This window comes from Stenotrophomonas sp. P2112, from assembly GCF_041897515.1.
Taxonomy (GTDB): Bacteria; Pseudomonadota; Gammaproteobacteria; order Xanthomonadales; family Xanthomonadaceae; genus Stenotrophomonas; species Stenotrophomonas sepilia.
The window spans coordinates 674,060-690,168 of record NZ_CP169216.1 but is presented as its reverse complement, the minus strand read 5'-3'; the positions used below and the strand labels follow the sequence as shown (position 1 = coordinate 690,168).

The following is a 16,109-nucleotide window of genomic DNA, read 5'->3' as shown; positions in this document are numbered from 1 at the left end:
GGCCCGCGGCCGGTACGACCATGGTGCGTGACTGATGCCGTCGATCATCACCCATGCCGCTGTGCCGCTGGCGCTGTGGTGCGCCGCTGATCGTGGCCGCATCCCGCCGCGCCTGCTGGCCGCCGGCGTGATCGCCGCCATGCTGCCCGATGCCGATGTACTGGCCTTCGCCCTGCACATTCCCTATGCCGATGCCTTCGGCCATCGCGGCGCCAGCCACTCACTGCTGTTTGCCGGCGTGCTGGCAGCATTGGCCGCGGCGTTGGCGTTCTTGGGTAGTCGCCGACCTTGGTCGGCGGATGTGTGCCAACCAAGGTTGGCATCTACCGTACAAGCCGCTGTATTCGTCTTCGCCTGCGCCGCCAGCCATCCGCTGCTCGATGCGATGACCTCCGGTGGTCTGGGCGTCGCGCTGGCCTGGCCGTGGAGCGAACAGCGCTTCTTCGCGCCGTGGCGCCCCATCCGCGTGTCACCGTTCGCGCCACAGTTCTTCAGCGCACGCGGCGTGGCTACCCTGCTCTCCGAACTGCGCTGGGTGTGGCTGCCACTGGCCGGCGCCGTTGTCGCCTGGAAACTGATCCAACCCGCTCCTGCTGCCTCACGAGATCCGTCATGAGTCCTGCCCTGCCTGCTGCCCTGGTTGCCGAACTGTCCACCCTGCTGGGCACGGAGGGCTGGCGCATGGATGACGGCGCGCTGGAGGCGAATGCGCAGGACAACTCATGGCGCCATCAGCGGCCGGCCGCAGTGGCGTTTCCGGCGGACATCGAGCAGGTGCAGGCGCTGGTGCGTGCATGCCGCGCGCATGGCGTGGCGCTGGTCGCGCGCGGTGCCGGCACCGGTACCACCGGTGCCGCGGTCCCGCAGCCGGGCAGCATCGTACTCTCGTTCACCCGCATGGACCGCATCGTCGAGATCCGCGCCGGTGATCGCTGCGCGGTCGTGCAGCCGGGCGTGTTGAACGGCACGCTGCAGCAGGCGCTGGCGTCGCACGGCCTGTTCTGGGCGCCGGACCCGTCCAGCGCCGAGATCTGCAGCATCGGCGGCAACCTGGCCTGCAATGCGGGCGGCCCGCGCGCGGTAAAGTACGGCACCAGCCGCGACAACGTACTGGGCCTGGTGGCGGTGACCGGCACCGGTGAGGTGATCCGCTGCGGTGGTGCCTACACCAAGGACGCCACCGGCTACGACCTCACCCATCTGCTGGTGGGCAGCGAAGGCACGCTGGCACTGATCGTGGAAGCCACGCTGAAACTGACCCCGCTGCCGGTCAGCCAGGCCGGCCTGCGCGTGCTGTACCGCGATGCCGATGCTGCTGCGGCCGGCGTGTCGCGGTTGATGTCGCAGCCGGTGGTACCCACCCGCCTGGAATTCATGGACGCGCGCAGCCTGGAGCTGCTGCGGCTGAATGGTGCCGATGTGCCGGAGGCAGGCGCGATGCTGCTGGTCGAGGCCGATGGTGACCACGACACCCTGCCTTATCTGCTGCAGGCACTGGCCAGTGCCGCCGAAGGCGACGGCATGATCGAGCTGGACGTGGCGATGGAGGGCCGCGCGCGCGACCAGCTGTGGGCCGCACGCAAGGCGCTGTCGCCCGCGCTGCGCAGCGTTGCGCCGGGCAAGATCAATGAAGACGTTGTGGTCCCGGTGTCGCGCATTCCGGAGCTGGTAGCCGGCGTGCAGGCACTGGCGCGTGACTACAGACTCACCATCGTCACCTTCGGCCATGCCGGCAACGGCAACCTGCACGTCAACATCCTCTACCACCCGGAGGATGCCGACGAAAACACGCGCGCGCATGCCGCGTTGCCAAAGATCTTCGAGCTGACCCTGGCATTGGGTGGCACATTGTCCGGCGAACATGGCATTGGCCTGGCCAAGCGCGATTTCATGGCACAGGCTTTCACCCCGGAAACGCTGACGGCGATGCGCGCGATCAAGGCCGCACTGGACCCGGACGGCATCCTCAACCCGGGCAAGGTGCTGCCGCCGGCATAGACCGCGCACATTCCTTCGCACTCCTGTAGAGCCGAGCCCATGCTCGGCGGCTCTTCGACCAGATCGCGATGAAGCCCGCGCTGCGCGCGCGAGCCGAGCGTGGGCTCGGCTCTACAACCACGTGTCGTTCACCCTCACACTCCTGTGGAGCCGAGCCATGCTCGGCCCCGCTTCGGCCACATCGCGATGAAGCCCGCACCGCGCGCAAGCCGAGCGTGGGCTCGGCTCTACACCGGCGTGTCGCCTGCAATATCGATCAGGGTCTGCCGGAAGCTGGGCAACAGCACGCGGTTGCCATGCCCGCTCAGGTGATCGTTGTCGAAGAACAGCGGCTCCCCGTCTTTCACCGCCGAACAGGTCGTTGGCCCGCACAGCAGCGGCAGCGGATCCCACACCGTCAGCGATGGATAGCGCACCGCCAGTTCGGACAGCAACGCCATCTGCGGCGCGCGCAGCCTTTCCAGGTCGGCGCGCGGCATGCTCAGGCCACCGGCACAGGCCGGGTTGCGGCGGTTGAACCAGTCCGAACAGCGGTACGCACCGGCCTTGAACAACGGCAGCGGCGCATCCACAACCACGTGCACACCCAGCTTCTGCAAACGCCCCAGCACTCGATCGGCTTCATCGCGTGCAGCTTGTGCATGCGCGGGCGTGCGCTCGGCCAGCAGTTGACGATAGATTTCCTGTGCATCCTGCCGCCGCCAGTCGAATCCGCGCAGCTCCGGCATGCGCAAGGCCGCCAGCAGCACGATGTCACCCGGGCGTGCCTCGCGCTCGATGGTCGACAGCGTGTGCTCAATGAACTCCTGGCAATCGGCTGGACTGGCCCGCAGCAGATTGACGAAGCTGCAGCCGCCGCGATCCTGCTGGCGCACCTCCATGCCGGTCTGGCGCGCGACCATGCTGGTCATGGTGCGATACGCCGCCGCGTGCGAATCGCCGGACACGAACAGGCGCCGTCCTTCAAGCGCCGGCGCACTCACCGGCTCTAATGGGCGCCACGCGGGGTAGCGACGCGCCTGCCATGCATAGCCGTCACGGGTAACGCTCAGCGAGACCTGCTCGTGGTACTCCACGGTGGCCCAGGCACCCGCACCACACAGCGCCACCACCGGCAACGCCATCGCCAGCACCTTGGCCGGTGCCAGGCGCAGCAGCGGCGCCGCACTGCGCAGCGGACGCTCGATGAAGTGATACGACGCAGCTGATACCGCCAGCAGCAACACCGGGTACAGACACAGCGCGGCACCGTGCAGGCCGTAGGTCCAGCGCAGCAGCACCAGCAGCGGCCAATGCCACAGGTACAGCGAATAGGACAACCGGCCCAGGTAGGCCAGCGGTGCGCAGCCCAGCGCGCGGGCGAGGCGCGATGTCCCCGGCGCCGACACGCTTGCCAACAGCAGCAGGGTACCGGCCACGGTGGCCAGCACACCCGGCACCGGCATCGCCAGCTGCGGGGCGATCACCACGCCTGCGGCCAGCAGCGTCAGGCCGGCCGCTGCAACCGCACCACCGTTCTGGCCCGGCGTACGAGTACGCATCCACTGGTACAGCAGCGCGCCCGCAGCCAGCTCCCAGAACCGCGCCGGCAGCAGATAGAACGCTGCCGCTGGTGCCGTCTGCGCCTGCCAGCCCGCCCACGCCAGCGACAGCACGGTGAGCCCCGGCAACAGCCAACGCGACCACGGCCAGCGCTCACGCCCGCGCAGCCAGACGAAGAACAGCAGCGGGAAGACCAGGTAGAACTGCTCCTCCACGCCCAGCGTCCACGTGTGCAGGAACGGGTTGAGTTCGGCGCCGGGTGAGAAGTAATCGTCCTGCTGGCCAGCCAGCACGATGTTGCTGAAGCCGACCAGCGCGGCCCAGCCGGTCTGGTCGAACTGTTCATTGCGCCACGCACGGGGAATGAACAGCGCAGACAGTATGAAGGTGGCCACCAGCATGACCAGCAGCGCCGGCAACAGGCGCAGCACGCGGCGCCGGTAGAAGTCGAGCAGCATCGCGCCCAGCGACGCAGGCGTGCGCGAGGCCAGCGACTGGCTGATCACGAAGCCGGACACCACGAAGAACAGGTCCACCCCGGTGAAGCCGCCGGGCAGCCACGTCGCATTGGTGTGGAAGAGGACGACGGCCAGCACCGCCAATGCGCGCAGGCCATCGATGGCAGCGTTGTGGGGACGTTCGGGAGGGGACACGCGGGCAACCAGAAGCGAGCAATTGGCCAGCATCGCCACCGTCGCCGCAGTCATTCAATGGTCAATTGCGACAGAGCTGGGCATCGTTCAGGTCCGGTCACAGCGCGACGCAGCAGCGGGTGTCTCGGTCAGCAAGTATGTGGTGACCAACTGGTACCGCGATGGCGCCAGCAACGGCATGGCGTTCGATGATGAAGCGCTGAATGCCAGCGTGCCACGCAACCGCTACGAGCTCAATGCCGGTGCACGCGTGGACTTCCGTTCCGGGCTGAGTGCGTGGGGTGGCTTCGGCGTGATGCGCGGTGACCATGGGTACCGCGAAGCGACGGCCAATCTGAGCATGTCGTACAAGTGGTGATGTAGAAACACGCACGGCGCCGGTTGACTCCGGCGCCGCTTTTCTTTGCTCGTGTAGAGCCAGGCCAACGCTCGGCTACGTTCTGCATCAGCCAAGCAAGCTCGGCGCCGTCAGCAGCGGGAACCCCGAAAACCGGCAGTGCCCTCGGCATCCCGACCAATGAACGCCTGAGTATCAACAAACGGCTCGACGATAGCGAAGGCGAAGGCGAAGGCGTCACTCTGCGCCAATCAGGATAAGGCGGCCGTCGTCTGTGGGATGCAGTTGCAGAAAAACATCCCGGCCATTCTTGTGGAACATGGACCAGCAGACCGCCTGCCAGCCGCGACCACAATTGACCTCGGGAAATCCAAGCACGGTCGGATGCGAGTACTCGCGTGGTATTCCGCTCCACCCCGCTTTCAACAGGGCAGGGCGTAGCGTTCTGTAGTCCATCTCCCATCGCGCGCCCAATGCCTTCAGCGTGCCCGGCATCGGCGACGGATTTTCCTTGTAGCTGCCCATTCTGTAGCCGGGCTCTATGACGTCCGGCGAAGAGGCCAGCAAGAAGGCGATCAAGATAATTTTCATCTCCCCAGCGTAGCGGCATCGCTGAGCCCGGCAACCCCCGCTGAAGCCGATGCCACTTCGACGAAGTGGTTGAGCGCACTCGACTCTACGGTGCGAGCGGCGAAGAATGTCGCATTTGGCAAGAGTCGCCATCCGCTACCTGCCAGCGACAAAGTTGCAACGCTTTCGAACTTTCCAACAATTCTCATTGGCGGCACGGGCGCTTCATGCAAATCATGTAGTGCCACCGACAACGGGTGGCACGGGCTTCCAATCCCGATCGGTAACACTGTTGTTTACGCTTGCCTGCCGGCGCCACCCTTTCCTTGTTGGGTGGCGTCGGCAGGCATTCTGTCCGCGCTTACATGGCGGGCGGTGCGTGGGGGCCTCGTGCCCGCCGGCGTTTCGCAGTGTTACCACCGGTATTGGAACCACGCACCGTCCGCCACCCTCGCTGTTAAGCAGGGTGGCCCCTTGCCGCTTGCACAAGGACGCCGCCATGACCGCTTCCCCCTACCCGCACCTGTCCGCCACCCTGGGCGACGCCGCCACGCGCCTGCCCGATGACCTGGCCCGCACGCTGGAAGACACCTTCGTTGCGCTGCAGAGCGGCAACAGTGCCGGGGCCATCACCCTGCAAGCCTGCCTGCAGCACATCCGCCAGGGCGATGCCGCCGATGGCCAACCATGGCCCGGCAACAACCGCACGCCCGGGCAACGCCTGGCCCTGGCGCGCATCGACCGCGCCAATGCGGGGCTGAGTTTCCTGCTGGAACTGCTGCACGCCACCGAACGCGTACGCGTGGATGGAGATATCGACCAGCAGATGGGCGATGGCGCGCGCGAAGGGCTGCTGCTGGCCTGCCGTGGGCTGGCCGAGTACGTGGATGTGCAGCTGCGGGCGGCGTGAGCATGCGACGAAGAGAAGTGCGGGTGAGCGCTCAGTTCAGTTGCACGCTGCGCGCAATTGCAACGATTCCGATGGCTCGTCATCACAGGAGCACCAATGGTGCGCACTTCTTTTCAGGGAGTGTTTCGATGCACAAGATGATGGTTCCGCTCACCCGCTATGCGCAGTTCACTGGCCGCGCAAGCCGCAGCGAATTCTGGTGGTTCCAGTTGTTCATCATGATCATTTCGATCCCGCTGTATCTGCTGAGCTTCTATGCCGGCCACAGTGGTTCGCAGGGCCTGGCGCTGGTCGCTACCGGGCTGAGCGTAGTGATGTGGCTGGTGTTCGCCTTGCCGTGCATTGCCGCAACCATTCGCCGCTTGCACGATACCGATCGCTCGGGCTGGTGGATGCTGCTGGCGTTCGTGCCGTTTGCGAGCCTGGTGCTGCTGGTGTTCCTGGTGCTGCCCAGCACGCCGGGCGACAACCGCTTCGGTGCGCCAGTTCCGCACGTATAACCAGACCGCGTTGGTAGGTGTCGACCTTGGTCGACATGGATGTGCCACCGGATGCTGACACATCCGTGCCAACCAAGGTTGGCACCTACCAGAGCAACATCGATGTGCTTCACTTGGGGTCAGATCCCTTTGCGGCGCAAAGGGATCTGACCCCACCCCGAAGGTTGACCCAGCAGGGCAGTACCGCTGCGGCTACGCGAAGTGCTGGTAGCCGCCGTCGGCGGCTTCGCCATCCACATGCACGCCCTGCCCTCCGGCCATCCGACCGATGCGGGTGAGCGGCACGTCCAGCGATTCGGCCAGGTAGTGCAGCGCGTCACGCTGGTCGGCGGCGGCGGTAAAGCACAGCTCGTAGTCGTCGCCACCGCGCAGTGCGCAGTCGCGTGCGGCCTCACGACCGAGCAGCTCACGCAATGCGTGCGAGATCGGCAGCGAGTCGGCATCGACATGTGCGGCCACGTAGCTGCGCGTGGCGATATGACCGAGGTCGGCCAGCAGGCCGTCGGACACGTCCACCGCCGCGTGCGCGAAGGCCCGCAGGCGCAGGCCCAGGGTCACGCGCGGTGCCGGCCGCAGCAGGCGCAGGCGCAGGCTTTCGTAGTCGGCCAGCAGCGTGGCGGTGGCGATGCTCAACGCACCCTGTTGCCACAGGCGCAGCGCACCGGCGGCATCGCCGAGCGTGCCACTGACCCAAATGTCATCGCCTGCCTGTGCGCGGTCGCGCCGCAGGGCCTGGCCGCGCCCGACCTGGCCCATCGCGGTCACCGACAGCGACAGCGGACCGCGCGTGGTGTCGCCACCGATCAGCGCGATGTCGTGCTGGTCGGCCAGGGCGAAAAAGCCATCGGCAAAGGCCTCGATCCAATCTTCAGATGCTTCCGGCAGCGACAGTGCCAGCGTGCACCACGCCGGGCGCGCGCCCATCGCGGCCAGGTCCGACAGATTGACCGCCAGGGTCTTCCAGCCGATGTCGAAGGCCGGGGTTTCCACCGGGAAGTGCACGCCGCTGTTGAGCGTATCAGCGGTGACCACCAGCTGTTCGTTGGCGCGCGGCTGCAGCAGCGCGGCGTCGTCACCGATGCCGAGCAGGATGTCGTCGCGCTCGAGGGTGCGGGCGCGGATGCGGTCGATGAGGGCGAATTCGGCCAGGGACATGGGGCGTTCCCGCTGTTGTACGTGCCGCGCAAGGCGCGGTGGGCGGTAGTGCCGGCCGCTGGCCGGCAACCTCAGGATCCCTGCAGCTGCCGGCCAGCGGCCGGCACTACCACAGGCGGGTCAGTGACCCGATTCGACCTTGCGCCATTCCACGGCGGCACGATCCAGCACGCCGTTGACGTAGGTATGGCCATGTTCGGAACCGAAGCGCTTGGCCGATTCGATGGCCTCGTTGATCACCACGCGGTACGGCACGTCCAGGCGGTAGCGAAGCTCGTAGGCGGCCAGGCGCAGCACCGCGCGTTCGATCGCATCCACTTCCTCGATGCCACGGTCCAGGTACGGGCCGAGCGCTTCGTCGATGTCGCGACGGTTGTCGAGCACGCCGTGCACCAGCGCCTCGAAGTACGCCAGGTCGGCGATTTCGCGGGCCTGCTCGTGGGCGAACTGGGCGATCAGCGACTGCGCGTTGCCGCCGGAGATCTGCCAGGCGTAGATGGCCTGCACGGCACGACGACGGGCGCGCGAGCGCAGCACCGGATCGACGCCATCGCGGCGGACGGGTTTACCGGAGGGCTTGCCCTGGGTGTTCTTGTTCATGGCAGTTGCTCCAGCAGATTGACCATTTCCAGTGCGGCGAGTGCGACTTCCTCGCCCTTGTTGCCGTGGCTGCCGCCTGCGCGGGCCTCGGCGTCTTCAACGCGTTCCACCGCCAGCACGCCGTTCAGCACCGGCACGCCGAAATCCAGCTGCACGCGCATCAGGCCTTCGGCGCAGCGGTCGGCCACGTGTTCGTAGTGGCGGGTGTCGCCACGGATCACGCAGCCCAGGGTGAGGATGGCGGCGTGTTCATGCGCGGCGGCCAGGCGTGCAGCCACCAGCGGCAGTTCCCAGGCACCCGGCACGCGGATCACGTCGATGTTGGCTTCGGTGATGCCGTTGCCGGCCAGGCTCAGGCGGGCGCCTGCGACCAGCGCGTCGGTGATGCGGGCGTTCCAGCGGCTGGCCAGGATGGCGAAGCGCGCCGACTCGGGAGTGCGAAGATCGCCTTCGTAGTGGCTCATATGCGGCTTGGGGGACTCGATAAGGGGGTAATTCTAGCGTGGATGGGCCCCGGCCGTGGCTGGCGGGGGCCTTCAGGGTGTGCCGACCAACGGTCGGCACCCACCGGTAGTGCCGGCCGCTGGCCGGCTCTACCCATTACAGGGTCACCGTCTCCACCACTTCCAGGCCGTACCCGGCCAGGCCGATCTGGCGGCGCGGGGTGCCCAGCACGCGCAGCTTGCCCAGGCCCAGGTCGGACAGGATCTGTGCGCCGGCACCGTTGCGGCGCCACTGGCCCACGTCCTTGTCCTTGCCCGGCACCACCGGCGCCGGCTGCTGGCGCAGGCGGGCCAGCAGGGCTTCGCCATCGCGCGGGGCCGACAGCACCACCATCACGCCTGCGCCCTCGGCATCGATTGCACGCAGGGCGTCGGTGGCCGCCACGCCGAAGTCGTCACGGCGCCAGTGCAGCAGGTCGGCCAGCGGGTTTTCCACCTGCACGCGCACCAGGGTCGGTGTTTCCGCATCCGGCGTGCCGCGCACCAGGGCGAAATGCAGGTCGTGGGCGATGCGGTCGCGGTAGGTCACCAGCTTGAACGGGCCGAATTCGGTGTCGATGTCGCGCTCGTCCACACGTTCAACAGTCTTTTCGGTGGCCAGGCGGTAGGCGATCAGGTCGGCGATGGAGCCCATCTTCAGGCCGTGCTCGCGGGCGAACACTTCCAGCTCCGGGCGGCGCGCCATGCTGCCATCCGGGTTCAGGATCTCCACCAGCACGCCGGCCGGTTCCAGCCCGGCCAGCATGGCCAGGTCGACGCCGGCTTCGGTATGGCCGGCGCGGGTCAGCACGCCGCCCGGCTGGGCGATCAGCGGGAAGATGTGGCCCGGCTGATGCAGGTCCGACGGCTTGGCGTTGGGCTTGACCGCGGTGCGGATGGTGTGGGCGCGGTCGTGGGCCGAGATGCCGGTGGTAACACCCTCGGCGGCCTCGATGCTGACCGTGAAGTTGGTCTGGAACTGCGCGGTATTGGCCTGCACCATTGGCGCCAGGCCGAGGTCGGCGGCGCGGGTGCGGGTCAGTGGCAGGCACACCAGGCCACGGCCATGGGTGACCATGAAATTGATGTCCGACGGCTTGACCAGTTCGGCGGCCATGATCAGGTCGCCTTCGTTCTCGCGGTCTTCGTCATCGACGATGACCACCATGCGGCCCAGGCGGATGTCTTCCAGGATTTCCGGAATCGGGGCGAAATTCATGCGGCATCTCCGTGTGGGTGCTGACCGTTGGTCGGCACACTGATCAACCGCTCCACATAACGGGCGACCAGATCGATTTCCAGATTGACCGCACTGCCCACGCCGGTGGCAGAGAAGGCGGTGTTGGCCACGGTGTGCGGAATGAGGGCGACTTCAAAGCCTTCATCGTCCACTTCGTTGACGGTGAGGCTGACGCCGTCCACGCAGATCGAACCCTTCTTGGCGATGTAGCGGCGCAGCGAGGCCGGCGCGGCGAAGCGCCAGCGCTGGGCACGTGCATCTTCATGGATGGACAGCACCTGGCCGAGGCCGTCGACGTGGCCGCTGACCAGATGGCCGCCGAGGCGGTCGGTCGGGCGCATGGCCCGTTCCAGGTTGATGACCGCACCCTCGCCCAGCTGGCCCAGCGTGGTCAGGCCCAGAGTCTCGGTGGAGGCGTCGGCCTGGAAGCTGCGGGCATCGAACGCGATGACGGTGAGGCAGACGCCGTTGATGGCAATGCTCTCGCCCATCTGCACGTTGTCGAACGGCAGATTCCCGACATTGAAGGTGAAGCGGACATCGCCGCCGATGGATTCGCGTGCGGCCAGACGGCCGACGCCTTCGATGATTCCAGTAAACAAGTAACGTTCTCCGCGAAAAGTGAGCGAAAAACGCCGCAAGGCAAACAGGTGCACGCAGGGCAAGAGCCCTGTGGCACCGTCTTCTTTCATCCGGACTATGACCGTCGGCTCCGGCATTGGACCGGATCTGCTGACCCCCGGCCGTGGGCCGGGGCGCTCGCGGGCTCGTGCTTGCGCACCTACCGCCGGTGGGGAATTGCACCCCGCCCTGAAGACGTTTGTGTACCGGCGAACCGGCCCGCGCAGTGTACCAGCCCGTGCTGAACGGGGTCGGATCCCTTTCCGCAGGAAAGGGCTCTGACCCCATGGACCGGTGGCGCAGCAGCACTGGGGTCAGGGCCGTTTCCCGATGGCAAACGGATCCGACCCCCAACCCCGGTCCGCCCCAGCCTGTGACGGCCATCTCTCGCATTTTGTAAAACTTTCATTAAAATCCGCAGCGGACGACATGAGGTCGCCACGGGCAGCCGCGAGGGCAGGCCCGCCAATGGACTGAAACTCACAGGAATTCCCATGCGCAAGATCCTGATCGTGGCCGCCCTGCTGGCCGCCGCCCCGTTCTCGGCTTCGGCCGAGGCCCTGAGCTACACCTACGTTGAAGGCGGCTGGACCCAGGTCCAGGTTGACGACAACCTGCTGGACGACCCGAAGGTCGACGGTGGCTACCTGCGCGGTTCGGTCGCGCTGGCCGAGCAGGTCTACGTGTTCGGTGGCTGGTCGCGCACCAGCAAGACCCGCCACTACGGCGAAGATTCGCTGAAGCTGGAACTGAACCAGCCGGAGCTGGGTATCGGCTACCACATGCCGTGGACCGACCGCCTGGACTTCACCGCCGATGCCGCCTGGGTGCGCCAGAACGCCGAATCGACCCTGCGTTATGACGGTGTGCGTTACCACGGCAAGGACCACACCAACCTGGGCCGCGTCACCATGGGCATCCGCGGCAAGCCGTCGCGCATGACCGAAGCCTGGGCCAAGGCCGGCTACATGGATGGCGGCAACAACTACAAGGGCACCTGGGTCGGCACTGTTGGCGGCCAGATCAACTTCACCAAGACCTGGGGTCTGGTGGGCGAGATCTCCGGCTACCGCGACGTCACCCAGTACTCGGCCGGCGTCCGCGCCAGCTTCTGATCCAACGGTCGCTCCTCGTCGTGCGATCGAACGGGCCCCGCAAGGGGCCCGTTTTTTTTGCCCCGCGCGTCGGCACGTGATCACAGGGCGCCGTCGGGCCTGCGCAAAGATGCGCTAGGCTTGCGCGCCTCTGGAACAGGAAACACCGTCATGAAGACCCCCTTGCGTACCCTGCTGGCCAGCGCCCTGCTGGCTGCCCCGCTGCTGGCCAGCGCCGCCCCGGCCACACTGACGCCCGAACAGGCCTTCGATCTGTATGCCCGCGTCCTGCTGGAAGACGACGCCGCCGCGACCCGCACCCTCAACGATGCGCTGAAGCCCGCCTTCGACGGCCAGGACGCGGTAGCCCCGAACCCGGGCGCATTGGCCAAGGCGCTGGCCGAACCGTGGCAGGTCGTGCTTGCCAGCACCGGCGCCAAGGCCGACGCGGCCACCAGCGAAGCGCTGTATGCCAAGGCCCTGCGTGATTCGAAGTGCCGCGCCAGCAAGAGCGTGATTGAAGACAACGAATACGTGGACGACCAGAAGCTGGCGCGCATCACCTTCAGCTGCCAGGTGCCCGACCTGGGCAAGGTACGTCCGCTGTTCGCCGCCAGCCTTGCCGCCGACGCCAGCCCGGCCTCGCGCAAGCAGTTCACCGACGCCTACACCCAGGCGCTGCAGAGCGGCGCGCGCGTGCCGGTCAGCGGCACCTTCACCCTGTACCCGGCCAAGGACAACGGCTACTGGTACAGCGGCAACTTCGATGATCTGGTGGGCACCGTGACCGGGGCGCTGGCACCGTTCGAGGAATGGATGCAGGACGTGCAGGCGGCCAGCGCACCGAAGGTGACCGGCGTACCCGGCTGCGACCTGCTGCTGCAGCAGCACCGCAGCTGCGTGGCGAAGATCGCACCCGACCAGATCAGCGGCGTGGATGCGATGGCCGAGGAACTGAAGGCCAAGGCACAGGTGAAGTCGGCCGATGAGATGACGCAGGAGTGCAAGGCGCTGCGCCCGATCGCCGAGATGATGTGGACGGACGAGTGCACATGAGCACGATGTAGCGCCGTTGCCTGCAGCAGGATCAATGGCACTTTCAGAACCGTTGCATGGTCTTGCGCACACTGCGTGATCAATGCTGTTGTCCTCTTCCACGAGGGCAACAGCATGAAACACCGCACAACCTCGACCACGGCCCTGCTTGTCGCGCTGATGGCGTGCTGGCACGCCGAAGCGTCCAGACCCAGGACATTCTTCGTGCAACCTTCGGTTGCGTTCGAGTCGACCCAGCTGCGCGACCGCGACATCGACGCGCAACTGAGCGAGAACGACGATTGCCGCGCGTTCCTGCAGTACCACGATCAGTGCGCACCGTCGGTACTGCCGGACGAGTACGACCAGGGCATCAGCCGGCGCAGGCTGCGGTGGAAGTCAACGCAACTGACGGGAGAAGCACTCGGTGCCTACTGCCGTGACCTGCATCTGCTGTGGAAGCAGCAATGGAAAGAGCAGTGCCCTGCCCACGAGGACGAGGGCACCTGACAGCGCCGGAACGGGGCCAGTGCCCCGCCATTGCCTCACGGGCGCAACAGCAGCCGGATGTCCTCGCCGACCTGGCGCTGGTCAACCACGCGCAGACGGCGCTGCTGGCCCATTGCCTCGATGCCCAGGCCTGCCAGCAACGGACGACCGTTGTCGCCCAGCAGCGTGGGCGCCTGGTACAGCAGCAGTTCGTCCACCCAGCCAGCGCGCAGCAGCGCACCGGCCAGTGTCGCGCCGGCTTCGGTATGCACCTCGTTGATGCCACGCTCGGCCAGCAGCGCCAGCACCGCACCCAGATCCAACCGCCCCTCTGCGCTGGGCACGTTGGCAAATTCGGCGTCGGCCGCATCCGGTGCGCTCACCGCCGCATCGTGCAGGTACAGCGTCGGCGCACCGCCCTCGCGCACACGGCTGCATTCGAGCGAACGCAGGCGCGAATCGAGCACCACGCGCAGTGGCGGCATCACTTCGGCACCGGCCAGGCGCACGGTCAACATCGGGTCGTCGGCCAGCACGGTATCGGCGCCAGTCAGGATCGCACCGGCGCGAGCGCGCCAGTGCTGCACGTCCTCGCGCGCAGCCGGCCCGGTGATCCACTTGGAGCTGCCGTCGGCCATCGCGGTGCGGCCATCGAGGCTGGCGGCCAGCTTCACCCGCAGCCACGGGCGGTTGCGCTCCACGCGTGACAGGAAGCCCTTGTTGAGCTCGCGCGCCGGCGCCGCCATCAGTCCTTCGGCAACCTCGATACCTGCATTGCGCAGCAGATCGAAGCCACCGCCATCAACCTTCGGGAAGGGATCGCGCATCGCCGCCACCACGCGCGTCACGCCCGCTTCGATCAGCGCCAGTGCGCACGGCGGCGTGCGCCCGTAATGGGCGCAGGGCTCCAGGGTGACATAAGCGGTGGCACCGCGGGCCTCGCTGCCGGCTTCGCGCAGTGCGAATACTTCAGCGTGCGGCCCCCCTGCGCGCTGGTGCCAGCCCTGCCCGACCACGCGTTCGCCGTGGGCGATCACGCAGCCGACCATCGGGTTGGGCCGGGTGGTATAGGCAGCGCGCTCGGCCAGACGCAGCGCGTTGGCCATGTGCAGGTGGTCGAGGACAGAGAACGATGGTGTCATGCGACCATGGTAACGCCGCCGGTGTGGATGCACGCGATCGGTAGATCCACGCCATGCGTGGATGGATACCTCCGTGCCAACCAAGGTTGGCACCCACCAGATCATGGGCGCCTCCGTGCCACCACAGCGGTGTCGGTCAGCCCTTCTTCTTCTTGGTCAGGGCGATCACATCGCCCAGCAGCTGCAGCTGTTCGGTGCTGGACGGCAGGTCGCGCTCGAGCTTCTCGATCTCCTCGCGGAAATCGGCCACGTCCTCGAAGCTGCGGTACACCGAAGCGAAGCGCACGTAGCCCACGTGGTCGAGCTTGCGCAGTTCGTTCATGACGAACTCGCCAACCTTGATCGAGGGCACTTCGCGCTCGCCGCTGATGCGCAGCTGGTGCACCACCGCACGTACCGCCGCTTCGATCTTGTCTTCGGGCACCGCGCGCTTCTGCAGCGCGCGGTCGAACCCCGCGCGGACCTTGCGCTGGTCGAACGCTTCGCGGGTGCCATCGCTCTTGACGATGGCCGGCAGCTTCAGCTCGACCGTTTCCAGAGTGCTGAAGCGCTCGCCGCAGGCTTCGCATTCCCGCCGACGGCGAATCGTCGCGCCGTCTTCAGAGACGCGCGAGTCGATGACCCGGGTATCGGCATGTTGGCAGAAGGGGCAATGCATGGAACGCCTGGCTCAGGGAGCAATTGCCACGATCATGGCAGCGTCGCAAAGGTACCTGAGAAAGGGCGCCGCAGCAAATGCTGCCTGCGCGGAAGCGCCTGCATTCTGGCCACCCGAGGTGTGCGGCGAGTTCGTGATGTCCGGCTCAACCCGGTGCGGGCGGCGGCGATGCCACGCGTGACCAGCGCAGCCACGCCAGGTGCCCGGCCATCACCAACAGCGGTGGGCCAAAGCCGAGGAAGGCCAATGTCGAGATCTCCCCGTGCTTGAAGGTGAAGTACAACGCGGCGGCGATCACGCCCAACGCAGCCAGCACGCCCAGCGCCAGGCCGGCCCAGGCGGCAACCGGTGATTGGCGCAGGCCGGCAACACCGCGCCACAGGAACAGCCCGCTCAGCCACAACCACGACAGCAGGCCGATGATTCCCGCCGACGACCACAGCAGCAACAGCGTGTGCTCGTCGCCCGTCAGGTACTTGCCGTCCCATACGACCATCAGCCCCAGCACGGCACCCGTACCGCCTGCTGCCACTGTGGGCAGGCCCACCAGCAGGCCGGCAATGGCCATCCCGCGCTTGTGCAGGCGCTCATCCATGCGTTCGATGTCCTTCCATGGGCCACGTCATGCGCGGCGCTTGATCCACACCAGCACCGCCGCCGGCACCAGCATCGATGGGCCCAACAGCAACAGGGCGATGCCTTCGGCGTGGACCGTGATGCTCCACCACAGCGCCAGCCCCAGCGGGGGCACAGCGGCAAGACCGCCGGCCAGCAGCATCCACCACCAGAGGCGATGCACCTGCAGCCCGGCACGCCCCTGCAGCAGATACCCGGCGCTGAGCCACAACCAGGCCAGGCAGCCGGCAATGCCGGCCAGGCCCCACAGCGGCATCACCGTCACCGCGGCCAGCGTGCCATGGCCGAACTGGCCCAGCCCCGTCAGCAGCAGCATCGTCGCCGCGACACCGCCCACTGCCAGGCTGGGCAGGCCAAATGCCACCGCCAGGACGGCATACAGGTACTTGAGGCGGCGCTCATCCATGCGCGGGATTCCTGGTGACGGGGTCAGAGCCCTTCCCTGCG

General features: G+C 67.0%; 19 protein-coding genes and 1 riboswitch. Of the genes, 8 read left to right on the top strand and 11 right to left on the bottom strand.

Features of this window, described 5'->3' with window-relative positions; genetic code table 11:
* Positions 1-34: 34 nt before the first annotated feature.
* Together ACEPA4_RS03175 and ACEPA4_RS03170 are read left to right on the top strand one after the other, a co-directional pair.
* Positions 35-616, top strand: a complete 582-nt coding sequence (locus ACEPA4_RS03175; protein WP_072167843.1) for a metal-dependent hydrolase — start codon at positions 35-37, stop codon at positions 614-616.
* Positions 613-1,998, top strand: a complete 1,386-nt coding sequence (locus ACEPA4_RS03170; RefSeq protein WP_072167842.1) for an FAD-binding oxidoreductase — start codon at positions 613-615, stop codon at positions 1,996-1,998. The genes ACEPA4_RS03175 and ACEPA4_RS03170 overlap by 4 nt, the downstream gene beginning before the upstream one ends.
* A gap of 227 nt (positions 1,999-2,225) precedes the next feature.
* Here the strand turns inward: ACEPA4_RS03170 and ACEPA4_RS03165 are convergent, their stop codons facing one another.
* Positions 2,226-4,247 (bottom strand): acyltransferase family protein, encoded by a 2,022-nt coding sequence (locus tag ACEPA4_RS03165; protein WP_139726731.1) that lies wholly within the window; start codon positions 4,245-4,247, stop codon positions 2,226-2,228.
* Between ACEPA4_RS03165 and ACEPA4_RS03160 the strand changes: the two genes are divergently transcribed.
* Positions 4,216-4,551 carry an autotransporter outer membrane beta-barrel domain-containing protein gene (locus ACEPA4_RS03160; protein ID WP_235646209.1) on the top strand — a complete coding sequence of 112 codons (336 nt, stop codon included), beginning with the start codon at positions 4,216-4,218 and terminating at the stop codon, positions 4,549-4,551. The two genes, ACEPA4_RS03165 and ACEPA4_RS03160, sit on opposite strands and share 32 nt — an antisense overlap.
* A 216-nt stretch (positions 4,552-4,767) precedes the next feature.
* On the opposite strand, the gene ACEPA4_RS03155 is transcribed toward ACEPA4_RS03160, so the two are convergent.
* The gene (locus ACEPA4_RS03155; RefSeq protein ID WP_072167840.1) at positions 4,768-5,121 is read right to left on the bottom strand and encodes a hypothetical protein; all 354 of its coding nucleotides are present in this window, start codon (positions 5,119-5,121) and stop codon (positions 4,768-4,770) included.
* A gap of 478 nt (positions 5,122-5,599) precedes the next feature.
* Here ACEPA4_RS03155 and ACEPA4_RS03150 point away from each other — a divergent pair, with 478 nt between their 5' ends.
* Both ACEPA4_RS03150 and ACEPA4_RS03145 read left to right on the top strand, forming a co-directional pair.
* Entirely contained in the window at positions 5,600-6,010 is a 411-nt protein-coding gene (locus ACEPA4_RS03150) for a hypothetical protein (RefSeq protein ID WP_374083002.1), read from the top strand.
* 128 nt (positions 6,011-6,138) lie between these two features.
* The gene (locus tag ACEPA4_RS03145) at positions 6,139-6,510 is read left to right on the top strand and encodes a DUF805 domain-containing protein (RefSeq protein WP_139726729.1); all 372 of its coding nucleotides are present in this window, start codon (positions 6,139-6,141) and stop codon (positions 6,508-6,510) included.
* Positions 6,511-6,702: 192 nt separating this feature from the next.
* Here ACEPA4_RS03145 and thiL read toward each other — a convergent pair whose 3' ends face one another.
* From thiL to ACEPA4_RS03120, 5 genes are all read right to left on the bottom strand, one after another.
* Positions 6,703-7,665, bottom strand: a complete 963-nt coding sequence (gene thiL / locus ACEPA4_RS03140) for a thiamine-phosphate kinase (RefSeq protein WP_139726728.1) — start codon at positions 7,663-7,665, stop codon at positions 6,703-6,705.
* Between the two features lie 120 nt (positions 7,666-7,785).
* Positions 7,786-8,265, bottom strand: a complete 480-nt coding sequence (nusB, locus tag ACEPA4_RS03135) for a transcription antitermination factor NusB (protein WP_005415268.1) — start codon at positions 8,263-8,265, stop codon at positions 7,786-7,788.
* Positions 8,262-8,729: a 6,7-dimethyl-8-ribityllumazine synthase gene (gene ribH, locus ACEPA4_RS03130; protein WP_005415267.1), complete on the bottom strand. Its 468-nt coding sequence runs from the start codon at positions 8,727-8,729 to the stop codon at positions 8,262-8,264. The genes nusB and ribH overlap by 4 nt, the downstream gene beginning before the upstream one ends.
* A gap of 136 nt (positions 8,730-8,865) precedes the next feature.
* Positions 8,866-9,966, bottom strand: coding sequence for a 3,4-dihydroxy-2-butanone-4-phosphate synthase (ribB, locus tag ACEPA4_RS03125; protein WP_005415266.1), 1,101 nt, complete (start codon positions 9,964-9,966; stop codon positions 8,866-8,868).
* Complete coding sequence (locus ACEPA4_RS03120) at positions 9,963-10,589, bottom strand: riboflavin synthase (RefSeq protein ID WP_005415265.1); 627 nt, start codon at positions 10,587-10,589, stop codon at positions 9,963-9,965. Before ACEPA4_RS03120 ends, ribB begins: the two co-directional genes overlap by 4 nt.
* A gap of 74 nt (positions 10,590-10,663) precedes the next feature.
* Positions 10,664-10,809: riboswitch (FMN riboswitch) on the bottom strand.
* A 293-nt stretch (positions 10,810-11,102) separates the two neighbouring features.
* Here ACEPA4_RS03120 and ACEPA4_RS03115 point away from each other — a divergent pair.
* From ACEPA4_RS03115 to ACEPA4_RS03105, 3 genes are all read left to right on the top strand, one after another.
* The gene (locus ACEPA4_RS03115) at positions 11,103-11,723 is read left to right on the top strand and encodes a hypothetical protein (protein WP_005415264.1); all 621 of its coding nucleotides are present in this window, start codon (positions 11,103-11,105) and stop codon (positions 11,721-11,723) included.
* A 150-nt stretch (positions 11,724-11,873) separates the two neighbouring features.
* Positions 11,874-12,758, top strand: coding sequence for a hypothetical protein (locus tag ACEPA4_RS03110; RefSeq protein ID WP_139726727.1), 885 nt, complete (start codon positions 11,874-11,876; stop codon positions 12,756-12,758).
* A gap of 114 nt (positions 12,759-12,872) precedes the next feature.
* The gene (locus ACEPA4_RS03105) at positions 12,873-13,247 is read left to right on the top strand and encodes a hypothetical protein (RefSeq protein ID WP_032953932.1); all 375 of its coding nucleotides are present in this window, start codon (positions 12,873-12,875) and stop codon (positions 13,245-13,247) included.
* Between the two features lie 35 nt (positions 13,248-13,282).
* Here ACEPA4_RS03105 and ribD read toward each other — a convergent pair whose 3' ends face one another.
* The 4 genes from ribD to ACEPA4_RS03085 form a co-directional block, all read right to left on the bottom strand.
* Complete coding sequence (gene ribD, locus ACEPA4_RS03100) at positions 13,283-14,368, bottom strand: bifunctional diaminohydroxyphosphoribosylaminopyrimidine deaminase/5-amino-6-(5-phosphoribosylamino)uracil reductase RibD (protein ID WP_139726726.1); 1,086 nt, start codon at positions 14,366-14,368, stop codon at positions 13,283-13,285.
* A 136-nt stretch (positions 14,369-14,504) separates the two neighbouring features.
* Complete coding sequence (gene nrdR / locus ACEPA4_RS03095) at positions 14,505-15,026, bottom strand: transcriptional regulator NrdR (RefSeq protein WP_005415256.1); 522 nt, start codon at positions 15,024-15,026, stop codon at positions 14,505-14,507.
* Between the two features lie 145 nt (positions 15,027-15,171).
* Entirely contained in the window at positions 15,172-15,621 is a 450-nt protein-coding gene (locus ACEPA4_RS03090; protein WP_065178780.1) for a hypothetical protein, read from the bottom strand.
* 27 nt (positions 15,622-15,648) lie between these two features.
* Entirely contained in the window at positions 15,649-16,068 is a 420-nt protein-coding gene (locus tag ACEPA4_RS03085; RefSeq protein WP_005415252.1) for a hypothetical protein, read from the bottom strand.
* Positions 16,069-16,109 lie beyond the last annotated feature (41 nt).

What these genes read in the sequence shown, in the direction of transcription:
- ribB (WP_005415266.1), bottom strand. Translation starts at nt 9,966, where the DNA reads ATGAATTTCGCCCCGATTCCGGAAATCCTGGAAGACATCCGCCTGGGC.
- ACEPA4_RS03110 (WP_139726727.1), top strand. Translation starts at nt 11,874, where the DNA reads ATGAAGACCCCCTTGCGTACCCTGCTGGCCAGCGCCCTGCTGGCTGCC.
- ACEPA4_RS03165 (WP_139726731.1), bottom strand. Translation starts at nt 4,247, where the DNA reads ATGACTGCGGCGACGGTGGCGATGCTGGCCAATTGCTCGCTTCTGGTT.
- nusB (WP_005415268.1), bottom strand. Translation starts at nt 8,265, where the DNA reads ATGAACAAGAACACCCAGGGCAAGCCCTCCGGTAAACCCGTCCGCCGC.
- ACEPA4_RS03145 (WP_139726729.1), top strand. Translation starts at nt 6,139, where the DNA reads ATGCACAAGATGATGGTTCCGCTCACCCGCTATGCGCAGTTCACTGGC.
- ACEPA4_RS03150 (WP_374083002.1), top strand. Translation starts at nt 5,600, where the DNA reads ATGACCGCTTCCCCCTACCCGCACCTGTCCGCCACCCTGGGCGACGCC.
- ACEPA4_RS03175 (WP_072167843.1), top strand. Translation starts at nt 35, where the DNA reads ATGCCGTCGATCATCACCCATGCCGCTGTGCCGCTGGCGCTGTGGTGC.
- ACEPA4_RS03085 (WP_005415252.1), bottom strand. Translation starts at nt 16,068, where the DNA reads ATGGATGAGCGCCGCCTCAAGTACCTGTATGCCGTCCTGGCGGTGGCA.
- nrdR (WP_005415256.1), bottom strand. Translation starts at nt 15,026, where the DNA reads ATGCATTGCCCCTTCTGCCAACATGCCGATACCCGGGTCATCGACTCG.
- ribH (WP_005415267.1), bottom strand. Translation starts at nt 8,729, where the DNA reads ATGAGCCACTACGAAGGCGATCTTCGCACTCCCGAGTCGGCGCGCTTC.
- ACEPA4_RS03155 (WP_072167840.1), bottom strand. Translation starts at nt 5,121, where the DNA reads ATGAAAATTATCTTGATCGCCTTCTTGCTGGCCTCTTCGCCGGACGTC.
- thiL (WP_139726728.1), bottom strand. Translation starts at nt 7,665, where the DNA reads ATGTCCCTGGCCGAATTCGCCCTCATCGACCGCATCCGCGCCCGCACC.
- ACEPA4_RS03105 (WP_032953932.1), top strand. Translation starts at nt 12,873, where the DNA reads ATGAAACACCGCACAACCTCGACCACGGCCCTGCTTGTCGCGCTGATG.
- ACEPA4_RS03170 (WP_072167842.1), top strand. Translation starts at nt 613, where the DNA reads ATGAGTCCTGCCCTGCCTGCTGCCCTGGTTGCCGAACTGTCCACCCTG.
- ribD (WP_139726726.1), bottom strand. Translation starts at nt 14,368, where the DNA reads ATGACACCATCGTTCTCTGTCCTCGACCACCTGCACATGGCCAACGCG.
- ACEPA4_RS03115 (WP_005415264.1), top strand. Translation starts at nt 11,103, where the DNA reads ATGCGCAAGATCCTGATCGTGGCCGCCCTGCTGGCCGCCGCCCCGTTC.
- ACEPA4_RS03090 (WP_065178780.1), bottom strand. Translation starts at nt 15,621, where the DNA reads ATGGATGAGCGCCTGCACAAGCGCGGGATGGCCATTGCCGGCCTGCTG.